Source organism: Maricaulis maris (assembly GCF_003634045.1).
In the GTDB taxonomy this organism is placed as follows: Bacteria; Pseudomonadota; Alphaproteobacteria; order Caulobacterales; family Maricaulaceae; genus Maricaulis; species Maricaulis maris.
In genome coordinates this window covers 37,123-54,594 of sequence record NZ_RBIM01000006.1, presented here as the reverse complement: position 1 = coordinate 54,594, position 17,472 = coordinate 37,123, and the positions used below count along the sequence as shown (strand labels likewise).

At 63.7% G+C, this 17,472-nt stretch carries 23 protein-coding genes and 1 tRNA gene; 10 read left to right on the top strand and 14 right to left on the bottom strand.

Features of this window, described 5'->3' with window-relative positions:
* Positions 1-57 precede the first annotated feature (57 nt).
* Positions 58-717 (top strand): Fe2+-dependent dioxygenase, encoded by a 660-nt coding sequence (locus C7435_RS12825; protein ID WP_121211998.1) that lies wholly within the window; start codon positions 58-60, stop codon positions 715-717.
* Positions 718-736: 19 nt separating this feature from the next.
* Here C7435_RS12825 and C7435_RS12820 read toward each other — a convergent pair whose 3' ends face one another.
* From C7435_RS12820 to C7435_RS12810, 3 genes are all read right to left on the bottom strand, one after another.
* Positions 737-1,033, bottom strand: a complete 297-nt coding sequence (locus C7435_RS12820) for a GNAT family N-acetyltransferase (RefSeq protein WP_121211997.1) — start codon at positions 1,031-1,033, stop codon at positions 737-739.
* 295 nt (positions 1,034-1,328) lie between these two features.
* Complete coding sequence (locus tag C7435_RS12815; RefSeq protein WP_121211996.1) at positions 1,329-2,135, bottom strand: crotonase/enoyl-CoA hydratase family protein; 807 nt, start codon at positions 2,133-2,135, stop codon at positions 1,329-1,331.
* Positions 2,136-2,271: 136 nt separating this feature from the next.
* Complete coding sequence (locus C7435_RS12810; RefSeq protein WP_147422698.1) at positions 2,272-2,661, bottom strand: hypothetical protein; 390 nt, start codon at positions 2,659-2,661, stop codon at positions 2,272-2,274.
* 334 nt (positions 2,662-2,995) lie between these two features.
* Between C7435_RS12810 and C7435_RS12805 the strand changes: the two genes are divergently transcribed.
* A complete protein-coding gene (locus C7435_RS12805; RefSeq protein ID WP_075189715.1) occupies positions 2,996-3,175 on the top strand; it encodes a hypothetical protein in 180 nt (59 codons plus the stop codon).
* Between the two features lie 81 nt (positions 3,176-3,256).
* On the opposite strand, the gene C7435_RS12800 is transcribed toward C7435_RS12805, so the two are convergent.
* Positions 3,257-4,063 (bottom strand): response regulator, encoded by an 807-nt coding sequence (locus C7435_RS12800; protein WP_121211994.1) that lies wholly within the window; start codon positions 4,061-4,063, stop codon positions 3,257-3,259.
* Between the two features lie 151 nt (positions 4,064-4,214).
* Here C7435_RS12800 and C7435_RS12795 point away from each other — a divergent pair, with 151 nt between their 5' ends.
* From C7435_RS12795 to C7435_RS17200, 4 genes are all read left to right on the top strand, one after another.
* On the top strand, positions 4,215-4,427 hold the full coding sequence (locus C7435_RS12795; protein WP_147422697.1) for a NepR family anti-sigma factor: 213 nt from the start codon (positions 4,215-4,217) through the stop codon (positions 4,425-4,427).
* Entirely contained in the window at positions 4,417-5,025 is a 609-nt protein-coding gene (locus tag C7435_RS12790) for a sigma-70 family RNA polymerase sigma factor (protein WP_121211992.1), read from the top strand. The genes C7435_RS12795 and C7435_RS12790 overlap by 11 nt, the downstream gene beginning before the upstream one ends.
* The gene (locus tag C7435_RS12785) at positions 5,022-6,788 is read left to right on the top strand and encodes a sensor histidine kinase (RefSeq protein ID WP_121211991.1); all 1,767 of its coding nucleotides are present in this window, start codon (positions 5,022-5,024) and stop codon (positions 6,786-6,788) included. The genes C7435_RS12790 and C7435_RS12785 overlap by 4 nt, the downstream gene beginning before the upstream one ends.
* A gap of 83 nt (positions 6,789-6,871) precedes the next feature.
* Positions 6,872-7,030, top strand: a complete 159-nt coding sequence (locus C7435_RS17200; RefSeq protein WP_158025583.1) for a hypothetical protein — start codon at positions 6,872-6,874, stop codon at positions 7,028-7,030.
* Here the strand turns inward: C7435_RS17200 and C7435_RS12775 are convergent, their stop codons facing one another.
* On the bottom strand, positions 7,031-7,930 hold the full coding sequence (locus C7435_RS12775) for an alpha/beta fold hydrolase (RefSeq protein WP_121211990.1): 900 nt from the start codon (positions 7,928-7,930) through the stop codon (positions 7,031-7,033).
* A 211-nt stretch (positions 7,931-8,141) separates the two neighbouring features.
* Between C7435_RS12775 and C7435_RS17195 the strand changes: the two genes are divergently transcribed.
* Complete coding sequence (locus tag C7435_RS17195) at positions 8,142-8,585, top strand: D-Ala-D-Ala carboxypeptidase family metallohydrolase (RefSeq protein ID WP_170150474.1); 444 nt, start codon at positions 8,142-8,144, stop codon at positions 8,583-8,585.
* Here the strand turns inward: C7435_RS17195 and C7435_RS12765 are convergent.
* Positions 8,582-9,640, bottom strand: coding sequence for an SMP-30/gluconolactonase/LRE family protein (locus C7435_RS12765; protein ID WP_121211988.1), 1,059 nt, complete (start codon positions 9,638-9,640; stop codon positions 8,582-8,584). The genes C7435_RS17195 and C7435_RS12765 overlap by 4 nt on opposite strands.
* 184 nt (positions 9,641-9,824) lie before the next feature.
* On the opposite strand from C7435_RS12765, the gene C7435_RS12760 reads away from it, so the two are divergent.
* Positions 9,825-10,445 carry a YdeI/OmpD-associated family protein gene (locus C7435_RS12760; RefSeq protein ID WP_121211987.1) on the top strand — a complete coding sequence of 207 codons (621 nt, stop codon included), beginning with the start codon at positions 9,825-9,827 and terminating at the stop codon, positions 10,443-10,445.
* 2 nt (positions 10,446-10,447) lie between these two features.
* Here C7435_RS12760 and C7435_RS12755 read toward each other — a convergent pair whose 3' ends face one another.
* Genes C7435_RS12755 through C7435_RS12740 form a run of 4 tightly spaced genes read right to left on the bottom strand, consistent with a single transcriptional unit; the run spans position 10,448 to position 13,558 of the window.
* The gene (locus C7435_RS12755) at positions 10,448-11,092 is read right to left on the bottom strand and encodes a DUF3299 domain-containing protein (RefSeq protein ID WP_121211986.1); all 645 of its coding nucleotides are present in this window, start codon (positions 11,090-11,092) and stop codon (positions 10,448-10,450) included.
* Positions 11,093-11,100: 8 nt separating this feature from the next.
* Positions 11,101-12,351 (bottom strand): ABC transporter permease, encoded by a 1,251-nt coding sequence (locus C7435_RS12750; RefSeq protein WP_121211985.1) that lies wholly within the window; start codon positions 12,349-12,351, stop codon positions 11,101-11,103.
* Positions 12,348-13,046 carry an ATP-binding cassette domain-containing protein gene (locus C7435_RS12745; protein ID WP_075189727.1) on the bottom strand — a complete coding sequence of 233 codons (699 nt, stop codon included), beginning with the start codon at positions 13,044-13,046 and terminating at the stop codon, positions 12,348-12,350. Before C7435_RS12745 ends, C7435_RS12750 begins: the two co-directional genes overlap by 4 nt.
* Positions 13,043-13,558: a ZrgA family zinc uptake protein gene (locus C7435_RS12740; protein WP_075189728.1), complete on the bottom strand. Its 516-nt coding sequence runs from the start codon at positions 13,556-13,558 to the stop codon at positions 13,043-13,045. The genes C7435_RS12745 and C7435_RS12740 overlap by 4 nt, the downstream gene beginning before the upstream one ends.
* Before the next feature lie 117 nt (positions 13,559-13,675).
* On the opposite strand from C7435_RS12740, the gene C7435_RS17190 reads away from it, so the two are divergent.
* Together C7435_RS17190 and C7435_RS12730 are read left to right on the top strand one after the other, a co-directional pair.
* A complete protein-coding gene (locus tag C7435_RS17190; RefSeq protein WP_075189729.1) occupies positions 13,676-14,044 on the top strand; it encodes a MerC domain-containing protein in 369 nt (122 codons plus the stop codon).
* A 155-nt stretch (positions 14,045-14,199) separates the two neighbouring features.
* Positions 14,200-14,862: a class I SAM-dependent methyltransferase gene (locus C7435_RS12730; protein ID WP_233350772.1), complete on the top strand. Its 663-nt coding sequence runs from the start codon at positions 14,200-14,202 to the stop codon at positions 14,860-14,862.
* A 161-nt stretch (positions 14,863-15,023) separates the two neighbouring features.
* Here the strand turns inward: C7435_RS12730 and C7435_RS12725 are convergent.
* The 4 genes from C7435_RS12725 to C7435_RS12710 all read right to left on the bottom strand — a co-directional run bounded on the left by C7435_RS12725 (position 15,024) and on the right by C7435_RS12710 (position 17,472).
* A tRNA-Ser gene (locus C7435_RS12725) sits at positions 15,024-15,114 on the bottom strand.
* Positions 15,115-15,193: 79 nt separating this feature from the next.
* Entirely contained in the window at positions 15,194-16,240 is a 1,047-nt protein-coding gene (locus C7435_RS12720; RefSeq protein ID WP_121211979.1) for a tyrosine-type recombinase/integrase, read from the bottom strand.
* A gap of 228 nt (positions 16,241-16,468) precedes the next feature.
* Positions 16,469-16,954 carry a hypothetical protein gene (locus C7435_RS12715; protein ID WP_121211977.1) on the bottom strand — a complete coding sequence of 162 codons (486 nt, stop codon included), beginning with the start codon at positions 16,952-16,954 and terminating at the stop codon, positions 16,469-16,471.
* A complete protein-coding gene (locus C7435_RS12710; protein WP_121211976.1) occupies positions 16,951-17,472 on the bottom strand; it encodes a hypothetical protein in 522 nt (173 codons plus the stop codon). Before C7435_RS12710 ends, C7435_RS12715 begins: the two co-directional genes overlap by 4 nt.

Here is a 17,472-nt window from a genome sequence, read left to right as displayed (position 1 = left end):
ATGCGATAAACGCCTATCCGGTTTTCAAGCAAATGACAATTAGTCGCAGGTTTGTCCATGCTCATACATCTGCAAAATGTCTGTCCGCCCGAACAGGTCGAACACCTACGCAAGGTCATTGAAGGGGGCGCGTTTTCCGATGGTGGTAAGACCGCTGGCGCCGTCGCCCGGGTGGTCAAGTCGAACGAGCAATTGGAGACCGGTGCCCATATCGACACGGTCCGCACTGAAGTCCGCAAGGCCTTGATGGCCCATGCCGGCTTTGTCAGTTTTGCACGCCCCAAAACGCTGTCGCGTATCTTGGTGTCACGCTATCTGCCGGGGATGGAATACGGGCCCCATGTCGATGACGCCCTAATGGGCGGGCGCCGGGCCGACCTTTCCTTCACCCTCTTCCTCAGTGACCCCCTAGATTATGATGGTGGTGCGCTGGTCATGGACGGCACGGATGGCGAGACCGAAATCAAGCTGGCGGCCGGTGATGCCATTGTTTACGCCACCACCGCGATCCACCATGTTGCCACCGTGACGCGCGGCGAGCGTCTGGCGGTGGTCGGGTGGGTCCGCAGCCTGGTGCGCCGCCCCGATCAGCGCGAAGTCCTGTTTGACCTTGACCAAGTTGCGACGCGGTTATTCGAGCAGTACGGCAAGACCCGCGAACTCGATCTCGTCCTGAAGACGAAGGCCAACCTGTTGCGGCAATGGGCAGAGGATTAGCGCGATCTGATTGTGACGGTCACAGGCCCTTGATGACGTCGGCCCAGTCGGGATGTCGGTCGGCCTGTGCTTTCAGGAAGGGGCAGAGCGGCACAATGGTGAATCCCTTGGCGCGGGCCTCTGCCACGATGTGATGGGCCAGGGCACTGCCGACGCCCATGCCGCGCAAACTGTCCGGAACGCCGGTATGGTCGACGATGATCCGGTTCGCCGACAGGCGTGAATAGGTCATCTCGCCGCTGTCCGCCTGTCCTTCGACATGAGCGACATAGCGACCTTTCGAGCCGCTTTCTTCGTGGCTGAAACGGATTGTCATGGGATGTCTCCTGCTCAGGCGTCCCGTGACGGGGCGTCGGCCAGTGTTGCGACCGGGGCTGCCCGTACGGTCAGCGAACTTCCGGATGCGGAATCCTGCCAAACTAGGAAACCGGTTCCAACGAGGATCATGAGGGAAAGAATGAGTCCGACAAAGCGCACAATGATCTCCTTTGTGTTGCCAGGAGATCTAGGTGTCGTTCACCGGAGCGATTAGGGCGCAAATTGGAACAATTCGACCGCCGATATGGACAGAATTTCGCGATCTCGGTGCTGCCGCCTGCCCGTTGCCGCGATTAGTCGAAGACCGGCGCGCGCTTTTCCAGTTGTGCCATCACCGCTTCGGTTTGGTCGGGACCGCCCATGAGGGCCGACTGCTCTCGGGATTCTGCGAGCAAGACAGCGGCGGGATTGGCGCTGGCGGCAAGGTTCAGCAATCGCTTGCTGGCGCGTATCGCTGACGGGCTGCGGGTGGCGATGCCTGCGGCCATCGACCGAGCGACCGCCAGTGGATCCCCGGCGCATTGCGTGGCCAGCCCCAGGGCAACTGCGTCCTCGCCCGAGACGTCGTGACCGCCATAGGTGAGGGCGCGGATCTGGTCGTCGCGCATCAGGCCGGGCAGGACGACGCAGCCGCCCATGTCAGGCACCAGGCCCCAACGGATTTCCGCGATCGCCAGACGCGCATCGGGTGTCACGATGCGAATATCGGCGCCCAGCGCAATCTGCAGACCGCCCCCCAGCGCGCCGCCCTGGATGGCCGCAATCACCGGCACGGGCAAGTCGCGCCATTGCAGGCAGGCCTGTTGTGGTCGGTTGGTCAGGCCGTGTGTGCGTGTTTCCAGCGGCTCGGGCGTGCCGCTCTCGCCCGCCATGGCTGCAAAACTGGCAAAATCCAGCCCGGCGCAGAACATGCGGCCGGCACCGGTCAGTACAACGGCCCGGACATCGCTGCGACCGGCCAGGAATTCGCCCGCCGACAGAAGCCCCTCAAACATCGCCGGATCGATCGCGTTGAGCTTGTCGGGTCGATCCAGGGCCACCACCGCGACATGGTCGTCGATCCGGACCGCAACACGGTCTGCAAAACGTTCGTCCAGCATTTCTACGGTCTCCAGATGTCCGGTCCCAGGATTTCCTGATTCCCGCCGCCTGACTGCAAGGCCACCTCAGCAAAAAAAAAGCGGGCGCCCCGGCTTCGGGACGCCCGCTTGATGTGGATCGCGTTATCCGTCCGGATCAGGAATCCGAACCGGTTTCGGCATTCGCATCATCGCCAGCCGGGACAAAGTCCGGCAGGGCAGCGAATTCTTCGGCCGTAAAATTGGCCGACACACGCCAGCCGAGCTCGAGATCATCGAGGCGGAAATCGTCCGCAATGATGCGGACTTGGCGAATCTCGGCATCGGTGGCGCCGGACGTCTCGACGATAAGGGCGGCAACCGTGCCGTCCTCGGCCAATTCGACCTGGCTGACCTGGCCAAGCATGGTGCCGGTTTCACCGAAGACATCGGCTTCGATCAGCGCATGGTCGGGCGCCGGCATTTCCATGTTGGCCGGCTGGCTGTCATCGGCCAGGACGGCGGGCGTGGTGAGAAGGGCGGCGAGGGCAAGGGTGAGGGTTTTCATCATGGGCTCCGTTGAAGCTCTGTGCGCGTTCCGTGAATGCCGTGGCATCCGAAAACACAACGCGCGGGCTGTGGGGTGGTTCCATCTGTCCTCGTCATTTTCCGGTCCGAGGGCAGGCAGTGTGCGCCGACGCCAAGCAGGCGGAACGCAGCGACGAAAAGCTCGCGCCGACGCACAGGACAGAAACGTTCCGGCTCCGGTTCGGTTCCCGTGGAACCGGCGGCGATGGTCGGCGTTGCAGTGGGGAGGGCAGGAGATTTCATCCGGGCCCGACCGTGTTACCGAACAGTGTCGGCGAGACGTCCGGCACCGGCCTTTCCCAACGGAGGCGCACATGATTGTCTGGTCTTCACTCTTCACCCTCTTGGCTGCCGCGGCGAGTCTGATCGCCATGGTCGAGCCGGCGCGTCCACTCACCCCCGTCTTGTGGATATTGGCAGCGCTGTGCCTGGTGCTGGCCGCTCTGGCCGCGCTGGGCAACCGTCATAACGCGTCGGGTCGCCGACCTTATTGATGACGGGTCGAATATCAGACAGGAAAAAGCCTCGCCGGTTGGCGAGGCTTTGACGTTTTTGGCGACGCTGGCCTGTGGCGATCAGCCCGCGGCGGCCGGTTCGGATTGCCGCTCGCGCTTGGCGAGGAAGAGGGCTTGGGAGATGGTCGCCAGCACGGTTTCCGGCATGAAAGGCTTGGTGATCAGATAGGTCGGCTCCGGGCGTTCGCCGGTGAGAAGGGTTTCCGGATAGGCGGTGATGAAGATCACCGGTACTTCGAACTCGGTCAGAATATCCTGCACGGCATCAACCCCGGAACTACCGTCGGCGAGACGGATATCGGCCAGGATAAGCTGTGGCCGGGTCCCGGCGGCGAGCGCTACGGCTTCGTCGCGGGTGCGCGCGATGCCGGTGTGGGTGTGGCCATCGGACTCGATGATGGTCTTGAGATCGAGCGCGATGATCGGCTCGTCCTCGATAATCAGGATCTCGCTGGCCAGGCCGGCGCGCAGGCTGGCATGGGCCTCGGCGAGCAGCGTATCGACACGCGGGAAGGCAATGTCGAGGATGAGACCGATATCGCGCCGCGAAAACTCCTCGACGGCGCTCAACAACAAGGCCTGTCGCGCTTCCGCGGACACCGTATCAAGCTGGCTCGGCGTACCGACATCGCCCGGGCGTCCGGGCAGGACTTCGAGCCGGCCGCGTTGCAGCGGCAGGCTGTCTTGGAAAAGCTTGTAGCAGGCGACGCGCGCCGGCAGGTCGGCGCGAAGTGACAGCTTGCCGGAGATCAGCGCCTCGAGCGCGCCGGATACATAGGCATCGCCGACCGCCTGCGATCCAGACAGGATGCGGGCATAGCGGCGCAGCAGCGGAATATGCGGTCGGATCAGTTCGGCGTTGGACATTGTGGCTCCCACACATAGACTCCATCGCGTAGAAACGCACGGATCGGCGCCTGGTTCCATTGTCGTATACAAAGACGGGAACCATTTGTCGGCCAAGACGTTGTTTGAGGGCACGCAGCCGGTTTTCATTGCCAAGACAGCAGGAATTGCCATGTCCAACTCACCACCGGAACACGACCCGACCGAGCTCAGCGAACTTGCCATCGAGCGGGTGCGCGAAGACTTGCTCGGCCGACAATTGCGCCAGCTCTACGCCGATGTCGTGGAGGAGGGGGTTCCGGACCGGTTCGCCAGCCTGCTCGATCAGCTTGATGGTTCAACGGGCTTGGCCACTGACACGGGAGGGACGACTGATGAGTCATGACTCCACCACGGTGCCGGACGATGAGTTCAAGCAATTGCTGCAGGACGCGATCCCGCAGATGCGTGCCTTTTCGCGCGGTCTCGCTCGTGATCCGGCAGCGGCTGACGATCTCGCCCAGGAAGGCATGTTGCGGGCCTGGGCCAAGCGCGGCCAGTTTCGCGCCGGTACGAATTTCCGCGCCTGGGCGCTGACCATTATCCGCAATCTCTTCTATTCGGAAAAACGACGCTCTTGGCGCCAGGTTGCCTTGGATGAGGAAAAGGCCAAGCGGACCCTGCCCAGCGCGCTCGATCTGGACGTGCTTATGGAGCTCGACGAGGTTCGGCGGGCGCTGACCCAGCTGTCCGATGATCAGCGCGAAGCCCTGATGCTGGTCGGTGCCGGCGGCTATTCCTATGAGGAAGCGGCGGAAATCTGCGGCTGTGCGGTCGGGACGGTGAAAAGCCGGACCAACCGGGCCCGGCGCAATCTGGTTGAAATCCTCGAACAGGGGCCGGACCGGAAAAGCGGCTCCGACAAGGTCGGCGCCGGAGATGCCGCCGAGGCCCTGGTCGCCGATGTTGGCGCAATGGGGGCGGCGCTGCGGGCTCGCGGATGAGGAATGGCGGGCGCGGTCTTCGGTCAACGGTTGGCCTGCGCCTGCAATTGCTGGGGGTGCTTGCCCTCAGCCTGTTGCCGCTATTGCTGCTCGCGATTGCCCAGGGCGTTGTCGAATTCCGCTCGGAAGTTGCCACCCAGCGCGACCGGCTCTATGCCGCCGGCGCCCAAGCGACCGAGGAGTTCGGTGCGGTTCTGGAACGCGCGGCCGGCGTGGCCAGTGCAATTGCCGCCCATCCGCAATCGCGGCTCCTGCATCTGTATCGCTGTGAAGTCTCATTGCAGTCGATCGCGACCGCGGATCCAGTCTATGTCTCGGTGAGGATGATCGATCCGGGCGGCGCAGTTACCTGTGCGGCCACCACTGGACCGGAGCGGATCTCCGAGGCAGACCAGGAATGGTTCGATCGGTTGTCAGCGGGCGTGCCGGAAGTTTTCAGCCATATCCAGACAAGTCCGAAGACCGGCGAACCGGTGATTGTCGCGGCCCACGAAATCCGTGACCGCGGTGAGCTGGTCGGGGCGGTTGCCTTGAGTGTTGATGTCCGCACCGCGTTGGGGCGGGTCGACATTTCCGGCTTTCCGGCCAGTTTTGCGCTGGGTCTGAGTGATAGCGAAGGCAATCGCGTCGGCTTGGCCGAAGCCGAGACGCCACTGCCGGACTTCGAACTCTCGCCCGAGCAACTTAATCAGGCGCGCGAGCGCGGCGGGCCTGTCACACTGCGAAGTTCTGACGCTCACACCGTCATGATCACGCCGCTGGCGGGTGAGGGCATCTATCTGGTGGTGCACGGCCCGACCGTGATGCTCGACGGCTGGGCCGGATTTGACCTCGTCGGCACGGTCTTGATCCCGGTCTTGATGTGGGTGATGGCGCTGGTCTCTGTTGGTTTTGCCACCGACGTCTTCATCCTGCGCTGGATCAGTTATCTGGGCCGCTTTGCCCGGCTTTATGGGGCCGGGCGGCTCGATGCGCAGCCGGTCAAGGCGTCAGGAGCGCCGTCGGAAGTTCGGGCCTTTGCCGAGACGATGGCCTCGATGGCGTCTGCTCTCAATGAGCGCACGCTCGAGCTTGAGCGGCGGGTTGATGAGCGCGGTGCCCTGCTGCGTGAGATCCACCACCGGGTGAAGAACAACCTCCAGATCATCATCAGCCTGATCAATATCCAGGCCGGACGGGCGACCGACCCTGTCGCCGATGAGGTGTTGCGCGAGATGCGCGGGCGGATCAATGCCCTCGCGATGATCCACCGCACGCTCTACGAAGCGGACGATCTGCGCAGTGTCGACATGGGCGAGTTTCTCGACTTGCTGGCCAGCCAACTCACCGCGATCGCCAGCCAGCCGGGCCGCGACATTCGCCTGACGACGCAGGTCGAACCGGTCGTGCTGGAGCCGGACCAGGCGATCCCGGTGGCGCTCTTTGTCACCGAGGCGGTGACCAATGCCTACAAGTATGCTTTCAACGCGCGCGACGAGGGCGAGGTTCTCGTGGCGTTGAGCCGGGAGACCGACGGTTCGGGTTACCGCGTCGTGATCGAGGATGACGGACCCGGGCCGGACAAGACGTCGGGTACAAGCCCCGGCGGCGGGACAGGGTCGTCGCTGATGGAGGCCTTCGCGATGCAGTTGGGCGGCCGCTTTGTGCGCGAGACGGCGGGCAAGCGCGGATGCCGTGTCAGTTTGAGCTTTCCGGCGCAGGCGGATGGTGTCGAGAGTGCCGACAAAGCGGCCGCGCGCCGGAAAAAGCGCAGAGCGTCCTGACATCATCGGGGAACGTCCATGTACCCGGCGCGTTGATGACAGGGCCGGCAATTTTGCCGGACCCCGCCAACGGGAGGCTGATCATGCAAATCTCGCGCGACCGTTTCATCATTATTGCCCTGTTCTGCGCGCTCGCCGTGTCTGCCGCAGCGACAGGATATTTTCTCTGGCAGGACGCGCAGTCGGAGACTGTCCGCATCGAGTTGGGTGACCAGGAGATCGAGATGACCCGCGAGCGGTGATCAGTTGGCCTGGCCGGCGAGGCGGGTAGTGAGAGTGGCCGCAAGCCAATCGGCCACCCGGTCGGGCGCCTCCATCGGCGCAAGGTGGCCGGTTCCCGATAGGGTGTCGATCCGGATCCCGCGTCGGGTCAGCGTCCGGCGATTGACGATGGTCGAGGCGCGCTCGGCGCCAAGGACGTGTATCGGCCCGGCATGGCGGCGCAGCGCGGCGCCGATATCATGGCCCTGGGCCTCGTAATTCGCCGCTTCCCAGTGCGGCGCGCAGGCGAGACGGAATTGCCCGTCTGCGGCCTGTTTGAGACCATCGTCCAGATAATCGGTCAGCACGCCATCGGCCCAGTTCCGGAATGTCGGATGGCGCTGATAGCGGGCGGCTGCCTCCTCCGCCTGGTCCCAACCGTCAAACCGTTTGCGGGCCGCGCGTGCGATCCCGACCTTGCCGTGGAGCAAGCGATAAAAGGGGCTTCTCGCGACCATGTAGAAGGGCGCCGGCAAAACGACCGGCTCGACCAGGCAGAGTGGGGCTGACGGCGCATTCCGGCTGGCGCTGAGAAGGGCGATGATCGCGCCCATTGAGTGACCGGCAAAGGCGTCAGCCGGCCGATCCAGCGCGCTCAGCCAGGCCGTGATGTCGTCGGCATAGATATTCCAGTTGCGGTGATGGTCGGGGTCGACGGGAAGCTCCGACCTGCCATGGCCACGCAGATCAGGCGCGAGAATGTCGAACTCGGTCACCAGTCGCCCCAACACGGCTTGATAGGCGCTGGCACAGAACCCGTTGGCATGGATGAAGACGAGCCGGGGCTTGCCGGGATTGGGCCAGGCGAGGCCGGCTAGGCGGCCATCGGGCAGGGCGTGGGAAAAGCGCACCGGTCGGGTCGTGGCTGCGGGCTGGGTCATGTCATCGTCCGTTCAACCTTTGCCCGAGGCTAGTGCGTCGGGCGGTCACGTTCGAGCCGCGATCACACACGTCGATGCATGCGGGGCATGCGCGGCATGCGCGGCCACGTGGTCGGAATGCTTCGGGCGCGCGCATGGGCTGGCGTTTTACAGCTTCTGCGCGCGGAGCAATGCGCTACACTGTGTCCGTTTCTGGCTGGAGGATGAGGACATGTTGACCCGGAATTTCACACTCGAGGAGTTCACCCGCTCGGATACTGCCAAGTCGATGGGCGATCCCAACGCGCCGGAGGAGAGCCATATGCGCGCCCTGCATGCTCTGGCCTGCGGCATGGAGCAGGTGCGCCGCGTGCTCGGGGATAGGCCGATCAGCATCACCTCAGGCTATCGCAACCCGGCGGTCAATGCCAAGGTCGGGGGCGTGCCGAACTCGGCTCATGCGCTCGGTTATGCTGCGGATTTTTCGGTCAAGGACATGTCTCCGGTCGATGTGGCCAAGGCGCTGGAAGCGTCACCGCTGGCTTTTGACCAGCTGATCTATGAGGCCTCGCGCAAGATCAATCACATCAGTTTCGACCCGCGCATGCGCCGCGAGGTGAAAACCCAGAAAGGCGGGCCGGGCACGCCGGTCGTCTGGGGGATCGCCGAGGACTAATCCGCGGTCACCGGCGCGGCGAAGACGGTGATGCCGTCGCGGGCCAGTCCCGATGTCCACAACTCGCCGTTCCAGACGAGCGCCGTGGTGATGCCGTCGGCATCCTCGACCGGGCCGCGCAATCCGAACACGGGTTGGCCGTCGGTATCGATTGCAATCGCCATGGCCGGGCGATCGGGAAGGGGCGGCAGGCCGGCGATCTGGAGCCAACGCCAGACCAGGCGTTTCAGGAAGGGGCGCGCGTGCAGCATTTCCAGATCGGTCGAACGCAGCGAGGGCATGGCGGTCCAGATGAGGCCGCTGGCCGCGTCGAATTCCAGATTGTCGGGATAGCCGGGCAGGCCATCGATCAGCACTGTCAGCGATCCGTTGTCGGGATCGAGTTGCCAGATACGGCCGGCCCAGGTCTCGTTGACATAGACCAGGCTGGTCGCCGGATCATGGTCGACGCCATTGATGAAGCCCAACCCGCCGGCCAGTTCCGTCATTTCACCGGGGGCCGTCACAAGCAGGATGCGGCCGGTCTGCTCGGCCTCCATGAAGGAATCGAGGTGGGCGCCATAGCCGTGTCGCAAGGATGCATCGGTCAGGATGATGCCGCCGTCGGCGAGCACGGTGAGATCATCGGTGAAGACCAGCGAGCCGCCATCCTGGGCCGAGGCGAGCCAGACCTCAAAACCGTCCGGCGTGTGGCGCAGCAGGCCGCGCAGGGCATCAGCGATAAACAGGCTGCCGTCGGGTGCAAAGCTCAATCCCAGCGGCCGTCCGCTGGTATTGGCGTATTCAGACCAGTCGCCATCGCGCGTGCGGGCCATGATGCGGCCATCCGCCAGCGATGTGTAGAGCCGCCCGTCGGGACCGACTTCCAGATCTTCGGCGCCGTGCAAACCCGCGGCCTCGGTGCGGACGGGAGACGACGCGGTTTCGAACACCGCATCCAGGGCTGGATTGGCCGGCGGCGGGTTGAAGCGCATGGCGTCAAGTGAGCCGGGGCCATAAGCCGCCAAGCCGACAAGCGCGGCCAGCATGATCGCGATGATAAAAGTCGTGCGCATTCCAACCTCCCCCGGTCTGGTCGGGAGCTAAGCCGAAATCCGACGCGAACGGAAGCGTCAACAAAATTAACGGCCGTCCGGCCGGGTTGCGACAGGCTGCAGCCGGGAGGTTTTCGGCGATGGACGCGTCTCCTATCCTGCAAGGCGGGCCAAAGACCGATGAAGATGGCGCGGAGACCAACAGGTGATCACCGATATCGAGGACTTCTTCGCCAAGGGTTGTGGCCGCTGTGATCGCTTTGCGACGCCTGATTGCGTGGCCCGGATATGGAGTGAGGGTCTTGATGCCCTGCGCCGGATCTGTTTGGACGCCGGCCTCGCGGAGACCGTGAAATGGGGACACCCCTGTTATATGCATGCGGGCCGCAATATCGTGCTGATCGGCGCGCTGCGAGGCGATTTCCGACTCAACTTCTTCAAGTCGGCCCTGATGACCGACCCGGAAGGCCTGCTTGAACGCCAGGGGCCCAATACCCGCAATCCCGACACGATCCGCTTTGCCGGTCCTGCCGATGTGGCCCGGCTTGAACCTGTGCTGCGGGCCTATTTGCGCGAAGCGATGGATTATGCCGAGCAGGGTCTGGTGCCGCAGCAGGCACCGGCCGAGATCGTGCTGCCGGACGAGCTGGTCGATGCCCTCGACGCTGACCCGGAACTCGCCGAAGCCTTTCATGCCCTGACCCCGGGCCGCCAGCGCAGCTATGTCATCCACCTATCCTCTGCCAAGACCAGCGCCACCCGACTGGCGCGTATCGAGCGCTGCCGTGGCAAGATCATTGCCGGCAAGGGGTTCAATGAGCGCTGAGCCTAGCGCCGGTAAGGTTCGTGAGAGATCAGTTCCATTGTATAGGCCGCGTCGCCCAATTCGTTGATATGCCTGTCGGATGAGAGTTGACCCGTCACCCAGACGGCGGCCCACAGCCGTTCGACGCGGACCGGTTCGGCGGCGGTGACATAGACGATCTGATTGGGGGGCGGCGGCGGTGTGTGAATGCAGGCACCGAAATAGGGCACGAGCAGGAATTCGGTGATGTCGCCGCCAGGTTGATAGTCCAGGGGCAGGATGTAGCCGGGCATGCGCACGGTGCGCCCGATCAGGCCTTCTTCGACATTGAAGGTGCCGATCTGCATCATCTGGCCACCGAAATGGTTCATCTCCATGATTGCCGACGAGGCATTATAGAGTTCCTCGATCCGTTCCAGCTCACCTTCGGGCAAAAGATCATCCCAGTTGATGGTGGTGATGCCGTTTTCGTCCGGGGATGGCAGGCGTGGACCCGGCGGCGGCGGGGTGGCGTGAAGCGGCGCGTTGTCGTCAACGCTGTTCGCTTGGGACGCGGCTTGCTGGCTCGCTGCAACCACCTCGTCCGGGGCGGCGCTGGCGTCGTCGGAGTTGGCACCGCAGGCGGCCAGGGCAAGCGTGATTGCGACGATGCGGAAGGATTGGATCATGCAGGACCTCACAAGCGGATGGAAAGCCCGTCGGCCAGGGCGTTGCGTTGCGCGCGCCAGGCTGGCCACGCGCCCAGTGCCGCACCGGCCAGGGTGACAAGGACGAGAAGCAGCAATTCCGACAGGCCGGTATTGCCGCCCAGCTCCAAACCGAAACGGGTTCTGACAATTTCCGAGACCGCGACAAAGCCGATCCGGGTGACAAGAATGCCGATGATGGCGCCGGCTGCCGCGATGGACGCGGCCTCAAGAATGAGCAGGGCGAAAATGTCACGCGGTCGCGCCCCTGCAGCCCGCAGCACAGCCATCTCGCGCCGGCGTTCGTTCAGGCCGGAGGACAGGGCGGTCAGTATCCCGGACAAGCCGACCACAACCACAAGGCAGGAAATTGCGGTGAAGGCCGTTTCGGCGGCGCCGATCACCTCCCACAGCTGCGACAGCGCGACGCCCGGCATGACGGCGCTCAGGGCTTCGCCGCCATAGGTATTGATCTGGCGTTGCAGGCTCAGCACCCGAATTGGCGAGGTCGCACCAACAAGCACCGCCGTGATGCTGTCCGGGGTCAATGGGGCCGAGATGTTGGCGGTGCCGGTGCGTGGCGGTGCCCCGCTGTCCCAGCCGACATGTATGGCTTTGATGCTTTCGAGCGACACGTGGAGTGATCGGTCGACCGGCGTTCCGGTTCGGGCGAGGATGCCCACAACCGCAAACTCATACCCGGAATGCTCGGCAAAACTGACATCGCCGATCCCGTGCGACAAGGCGATCCTGTCGCCGATCCCGTAATTCAGTCGCCGCGCCACGTCGGCGCCCAGAACAACTTCGTGGCGGCCCTGGAAGGTCCGCCCGGTGGCGAGCACCAAGGGGCGGCTGCGGCCATATCTGTAGTGCCGGAAATAGTCGGGTGTCGTCCCGACCACGCGATAGCCGCGATGACTGTCGCCCAGTGATATCGGCACCGCCCAGTCCACATCCGGCGCCGAAGCGATCAGCAGATAGCTGTCCCAGCTCATATTGGCGGTCGGGTCTCCCAGGCGAAAGACCGAGTAGAGCAACAGGTTCAGCGCGCCGCCCCGCGCGCCGACGATCAGGTCGGTGTCGGAGATGGTCGAGTTGAAGCTGTCGCGTACTCCGGTGCGGATTTTCTCGACGCCGAGGAACAGGGTCACGCTGAGCGTGATCGCCAATATGGTCAGGCCGGCCGACAAGCTGCGGTTGACGAGGCTCTTCCAGGCCAAGGTCAGAAGCGGCGCCCTCATGCCGCTGCCGCATGATTGATGGTGTCCAGTTCGACCATGCGGTCAAACCGGTTCGCCAGCCTGCGGTCATGGCTGACGAACAGCAAGGCGGCGTCCGAGGCGCGGCACTCGGCGGCAAGCAGTGACAGGAAAGCGTCCCGGGTATCATGATCGAGGGCCGAGGTCGGCTCGTCGGCGATCACCAGGCCGGGGCGGCCCAGCAAGGCCCTGGCGGCCGCGACCCGCTGCTGCTGGCCGACACTGAGGGCCGTCGATGCCCGGTCCAGACCGTCGCTGTCCAGGCCCAATACATCCAGCAGCCGGGCGGCTTCCTGCTCCGGGCTCAGACCCGCCGCGCGCAGGCGGCTGGCGCGTTCCGGCGAGAAGCGAAGTGGCAGCAGCACGTTTTCGAGCGGGCTGAGATAGGGCACCAGGTTGAAGAGCTGGAAAATGACCCCCAAGCGCGAGGCGCGAATGGCATCGCGGCGGGACGGACGGTCCGGATCCATCACTTCGCCAAGCACGGTCACGTCGCCGGACAGGCACGGTGTGATGCCGGCGATCAGGCCGAGCAATGTGCTCTTGCCGCTGCCGCTGGCTCCGGCCAGGAACAGGCTCTCGGCGGCTTCCAATTTGAACGCGTCAATGGTCAGCAGGTCGGGGCCGCCGGGCCAGGCGAAACGCAGGTTTGAAATGGCGATTGCGGGCACACTCATCGTGCAAGGCGATGGCGTGGCGCGGCGGCGGTGAGCGCGAATCCTTCCTGTCCGCGCGGTGACAGGAAGACGGTCTCGATCTCTTCAAACCGCTCGAATGCCTCGAACAGGTCCGTCTCCATGCGGGTCAGCCGGTCCGGCTCGGCGCACGTGAATTGATAGACGATCCTTACATTCGAATGGGCGTCGTCATCCGGGTATTCATCGTCGTCCATTGACCCGTCTTCGAACACGCATTCGGCCTCATTGTTGAACCTGACCACGTGGTTCCCGTCCGCAAGCTGCGACCGGGCCAGATCGGCGATGCGCTGCTCCGCGGCTGTCCGGGGCGCGCCTTCAAAGCCGAACAGATTGTCGCCGGGTGTTTGCAGCTCTGCCAACAATACCCCGTCGGCATCGATGGCAATTGTCAGATGGCCCACGCCGTGAACATGGGCGCTGTGCGCGGGGGCGGCGTGATGGTCCGCCGTGAGGACAATCATGCCCGCCAGAAAGAATTCAGTCGGTCCCAATGCGAGCCTCCAGACCTGTTCAGTTCATGCATTGTCAATTTGATGATACGTTATTATGTAACATTGAATTCGCCAAGCATCCCGTCATTTCAATTTTGTCATTTTCAGGAGATCCCCATGCGCCGCCACGACGCGATAGGAATTGGGCTGTCCGGGCTTTGCCTGGTCCATTGTCTGGCCCTGCCGGTTTTGATCTCGGTCAGTCCGGCGCTGTTCTGGATCGAGAGTGAGTGGACCCATTTCGGGCTTGCCATGCTGGCGCTTCTGGTCAGCGTGATCGCGATGCGAAACTGGGTTGGCGGTGTGCGGGGCATGGTTTTGCGGTGGATGGCCGCAATCGCCGTGGGCCTGTTGTTCTATGGCGCGCTGGCGGACATTTCGGAGCTGGCGGAGCAAGGCGTGACGGTTGTCGGCGCAATCCTGCTTGCCCTGTCCCATTCGATGGCCTGGATCGCCGCACGATCAAGCGGGGCGCATCGCCACTAGCCGAGCCGCCGCCGCGGGCAGGCCCTCCGACGGGCTGATGTTTGAACCCGATCCGCAATCACCGCAGACCTTGAACGCCGCACCTCACAGGAGACAGGCCAATGACCTCAGATGCCGGGAAACACCCCTTGCCGACCGAGTTTTTCAACCGGGAGATGGCGGCTCGCTATGATGAGAGAAACAGCAAGCTCTCGCCGGTCTCGGACTGCATGCATTTCCTTTTCAGACTGGTTCTGGAGGACCTCCCGCCGGACGCACGGATCTTGAGCGTCGGGGCCGGGACCGGCGCGGAAATCCTGTCGCTGTCGAACACCTTTCCCGGTTGGCAGTTTGTGGCCGTCGACCCGTCCGGGCCGATGCTCGACGTGTGTCGGACACGGTTGGAGGCTGCGGGCGTCATTGATCGCTGCGAGCTTGTGCAGGGTGATGTGCACGACATTCCCGGGAGCGACACTTTCGATGCCGTGCTCGCGATCATGGTCGCGCATTTCATCGACCGGGAAGAACGACAGCGCTTCTATCAAGCCAGTCACGCGAGGTTGCGGCCCGGTGGCTTTTTCGTCAGCACCGAGATCAGCTACGACCTCGCTTCGCCGGAATACCCGTCCATGCTTGAAAACTGGGGCCGTATCCAATCGCGGATGGGAGCGACCCCCGACAGTCTCAAGACGCTTCCGGAAACGCTTCGCAACGTGTTGACCGTTATCGCCCCGGATGAAACCGAAAACCTGTGGCGTGATGCGGGATTCGCGCGGCCCGTTTGTTTCTTTCAGGCCTTTATGGCGCGCGGCTGGTATGCGCAAAAAAAAACCGGGTAGGAGGCCCGCAGGCTGTCTGATCGCCAGCCCAAGCCGACCGCCTCGCGGTTGCGGCCGAACCGCGCTCCCACCGTACGCCTTCTGGCGTCATTTCCCGCAAGAAGCCTCTGTTCCAACACGAAAAAAGGAACGAATTCGATTTCGGAACAGGAGAAAAGGAGTGGCGGAGAGGATGGGATTCGAACCCACGGTACGCTTTTGGCGCACACTCCCTTAGCAGGGGAGCGCCTTCGACCACTCGGCCACCTCTCCACTAACCGGGATAGCCCATGCTGCATCAGAAAAACAAGAGAGGATCGCATAGGGAGCTGCCTTCCGTTCTGCCGTGAAATTACGGAACATTGCGTGAAGTTTGGGAAGAGCTTGGGAGATATTGGGGAGATTCGTTCTCTGGCTGTTCCAGGCCGAACAATTCCCAGCCCGCTTCGATCACCTTCCGGCCGTAACCAGGCGGCGCCAGCTTGACGTATCGGCGTGGCATTTCCCCCGTCGCCCATCCTCCATGCTCGCCAATCCGATACGGATCCGGATTCACGGCATAGGCCCATGTCGCCCAGGTGTGGCGCAGGATGTGAGGCGTCACATCGTCGCCCATCCCGGCCTTGGCCTTGGCTTGGTTAAAGCCACGCTTGATGGGGTTTCCGCCGCTCTCACCTTTTGGCAGGCGATAGGGTTTGCCTTTGGGAGTGAGGAAGACGGCGCCTTCGCGGTGCGGCAGGGCTGCCAGCGCAGCGCGTGTGCGTCGGCCGAAATGGGCCCAGTGGCCGTGCGTATCCATCTTGGCCGGGCCGACCCATGCGCGGCAGGCATCGAGATCCACATCTGACCAGTCGACGGCCAGCGCCTGGCTGGTGCGCACGCCCGTGTTGAGGAAGAAGGTGAGGAGCGGCGCCAGCCGACCGGCATGCAGGATCAAGGCGTCGGCCTCTTCGACTGTCAGCCAGCGCGTGCGGGTGACTTCCTTGGGGCGTGGTTGCGGCCGTGTGCCCCTGGCGTGGCTGATCACGGCCCTGGCCGGAGTGATGGCCTGGCGCCGGCGCGTTGCGGGGGCGACCTTGGGATAGAGCTGGCGCGCGGCGCGCTCGATGTCTTCCCGGCCGATCTTGGCGATCGGCGTGTCTTTAAAGTAGGTGATGAGCGGGGCGAGGAAGCGGCGCTGGCCGGTTTCTTCCATATAGTCGATCGCCGCCTCGCCGAAGCCGACCACGGCAGCGCGACCGTGGATGCTTTCTTTCGAAATGCGGCTTTCTATCGCGAGCCGTTCGTCTTCGGCGATGTCCCTTGAGCGAGTTCCAGCGCTTTGATCCACGCGGATCCCTTTGAACGTGCCCCGGATGTGATAGAGGCCGGACGGCCTTTTATAGAGTTTGAGCGGCATGGCTGATTCTCAGCTTTCTCCGACGCCGCTGCCTCCATCACCGCTTCGACCAGGTCGATATGCCGGCGCGTGAGATAGCGGGATCGGCCAATCTTCATACAGGTGCCGGGAACCTTATCCAGTATTTCCCGACGAAGCCAAACCACCGACACGTTAAGGCCGGACGCGACAGCATCATCGCGCCAGCGCTCGGCCATGGGGGGCGGTGTGGATGCGGCGGCGGTCATGTCAGTCGGCCTCGTTGACCTGATAGCCGTCCGGCTTGAGATCGCCGGGCGGGCAGGGGTTGGGGTGCGGGGCGGCGCAATGGCTGCACAGGTCGGGTTCGGCCCACCAGCACGGGCCGCGCTCGTCGACGCAGGCGCGGATCTCGGTGCAGCCGCATTGGCGGCAGGCGCGGGTCATGTCGATCGGGCCGGCGCCCGTCTGGAATGTCTGCGCGGGTTGGAAACGCGCGGCGGCGTTCATCAGCGCCGCCCGGGTGTTGCCGATCTCGATGCTTGGCATGGCGCCTGTGTGCCAGCACTCGAAAATGTAGTCCCGCATCGCCAGCGCGTTGTGGCGTTGCCAGGCGCGAAACTGGGCAAGCCATTCGCCGATCGACAGCTTGCCCAGCTTGGCGAGTGTCTCAGGGCAGGTATGGGCAAAGTCGCTGTCGTGGTGGTGCATGAAGCCACGCTGGCGGCGCCAAGCGAGTTCAATGTGCTTGGTCATCGCGTCACCTTTCCGGTTTCGACTTCCGTCACCTTTGGGCTGTCGGCCAGATAGGCGTAGAAGCCATCGGTGTACCAGCCCGCCTCCCGGGCGGCGCTGTAGTCGGCCCAGCGTGCGGCGGCGGCAGACCGGGCGCGAAAGCAGCGAGGCGGATGATTGAACCGGTCGGTGACCACTTCGAATTTTGACAGCAGGGCTTCCGGAATGAAGGCACGGCGGCGCAAAATCCTGCGATTGGCGGGCGTATTCGGCACGACCGGGCCGACATTGCTGTCGATGATGCCGGGTGCCGGATCGGTGCCGCGCGCCTTGACCAGGGCGTGGTGGATTGGAAAGCGGATCAGCGACTGGCCGTCACGCTTCCAGTAGTAGTTGATCGCCTCGATCAGCTCTGCCTGGCCATAGCGACCCGCCCAGGAGAGTGGGTAGGCATAGCCACTGTTATTGGCGCGCCAGAAGGTGATGTAGGGATTGGCGCGCCATTCCGGACGCAGGTCGGCTATGTAGTATTGGCTCAT

Excerpts from the sequence above, each read along its gene's own strand:
- C7435_RS12775 (WP_121211990.1), bottom strand. The coding sequence starts at position 7,930 with ATGACCCAGCCCGCAGCCACGACCCGACCGGTGCGCTTTTCCCACGCC.
- C7435_RS12800 (WP_121211994.1), bottom strand. The coding sequence starts at position 4,063 with ATGTCCAACGCCGAACTGATCCGACCGCATATTCCGCTGCTGCGCCGC.
- C7435_RS12715 (WP_121211977.1), bottom strand. The coding sequence starts at position 16,954 with ATGACCAAGCACATTGAACTCGCTTGGCGCCGCCAGCGTGGCTTCATG.
- C7435_RS12730 (WP_233350772.1), top strand. The coding sequence starts at position 14,200 with ATGGCGGCTCGCTATGATGAGAGAAACAGCAAGCTCTCGCCGGTCTCG.
- C7435_RS12795 (WP_147422697.1), top strand. The coding sequence starts at position 4,215 with ATGTCCAACTCACCACCGGAACACGACCCGACCGAGCTCAGCGAACTT.
- C7435_RS17195 (WP_170150474.1), top strand. The coding sequence starts at position 8,142 with ATGTTGACCCGGAATTTCACACTCGAGGAGTTCACCCGCTCGGATACT.
- C7435_RS12815 (WP_121211996.1), bottom strand. The coding sequence starts at position 2,135 with ATGCTGGACGAACGTTTTGCAGACCGTGTTGCGGTCCGGATCGACGAC.
- C7435_RS17200 (WP_158025583.1), top strand. The coding sequence starts at position 6,872 with ATGCAAATCTCGCGCGACCGTTTCATCATTATTGCCCTGTTCTGCGCG.
- C7435_RS12745 (WP_075189727.1), bottom strand. The coding sequence starts at position 13,046 with ATGAGTGTGCCCGCAATCGCCATTTCAAACCTGCGTTTCGCCTGGCCC.
- C7435_RS12790 (WP_121211992.1), top strand. The coding sequence starts at position 4,417 with ATGAGTCATGACTCCACCACGGTGCCGGACGATGAGTTCAAGCAATTG.
- C7435_RS17190 (WP_075189729.1), top strand. The coding sequence starts at position 13,676 with ATGCGCCGCCACGACGCGATAGGAATTGGGCTGTCCGGGCTTTGCCTG.
- C7435_RS12710 (WP_121211976.1), bottom strand. The coding sequence starts at position 17,472 with ATGAGCCAATACTACATAGCCGACCTGCGTCCGGAATGGCGCGCCAAT.
- C7435_RS12805 (WP_075189715.1), top strand. The coding sequence starts at position 2,996 with ATGATTGTCTGGTCTTCACTCTTCACCCTCTTGGCTGCCGCGGCGAGT.
- C7435_RS12720 (WP_121211979.1), bottom strand. The coding sequence starts at position 16,240 with ATGCCGCTCAAACTCTATAAAAGGCCGTCCGGCCTCTATCACATCCGG.
- C7435_RS12820 (WP_121211997.1), bottom strand. The coding sequence starts at position 1,033 with ATGACAATCCGTTTCAGCCACGAAGAAAGCGGCTCGAAAGGTCGCTAT.
- C7435_RS12750 (WP_121211985.1), bottom strand. The coding sequence starts at position 12,351 with ATGAGGGCGCCGCTTCTGACCTTGGCCTGGAAGAGCCTCGTCAACCGC.
- C7435_RS12825 (WP_121211998.1), top strand. The coding sequence starts at position 58 with ATGCTCATACATCTGCAAAATGTCTGTCCGCCCGAACAGGTCGAACAC.
- C7435_RS12755 (WP_121211986.1), bottom strand. The coding sequence starts at position 11,092 with ATGATCCAATCCTTCCGCATCGTCGCAATCACGCTTGCCCTGGCCGCC.
- C7435_RS12785 (WP_121211991.1), top strand. The coding sequence starts at position 5,022 with ATGAGGAATGGCGGGCGCGGTCTTCGGTCAACGGTTGGCCTGCGCCTG.
- C7435_RS12810 (WP_147422698.1), bottom strand. The coding sequence starts at position 2,661 with ATGAAAACCCTCACCCTTGCCCTCGCCGCCCTTCTCACCACGCCCGCC.
- C7435_RS12765 (WP_121211988.1), bottom strand. The coding sequence starts at position 9,640 with ATGCGCACGACTTTTATCATCGCGATCATGCTGGCCGCGCTTGTCGGC.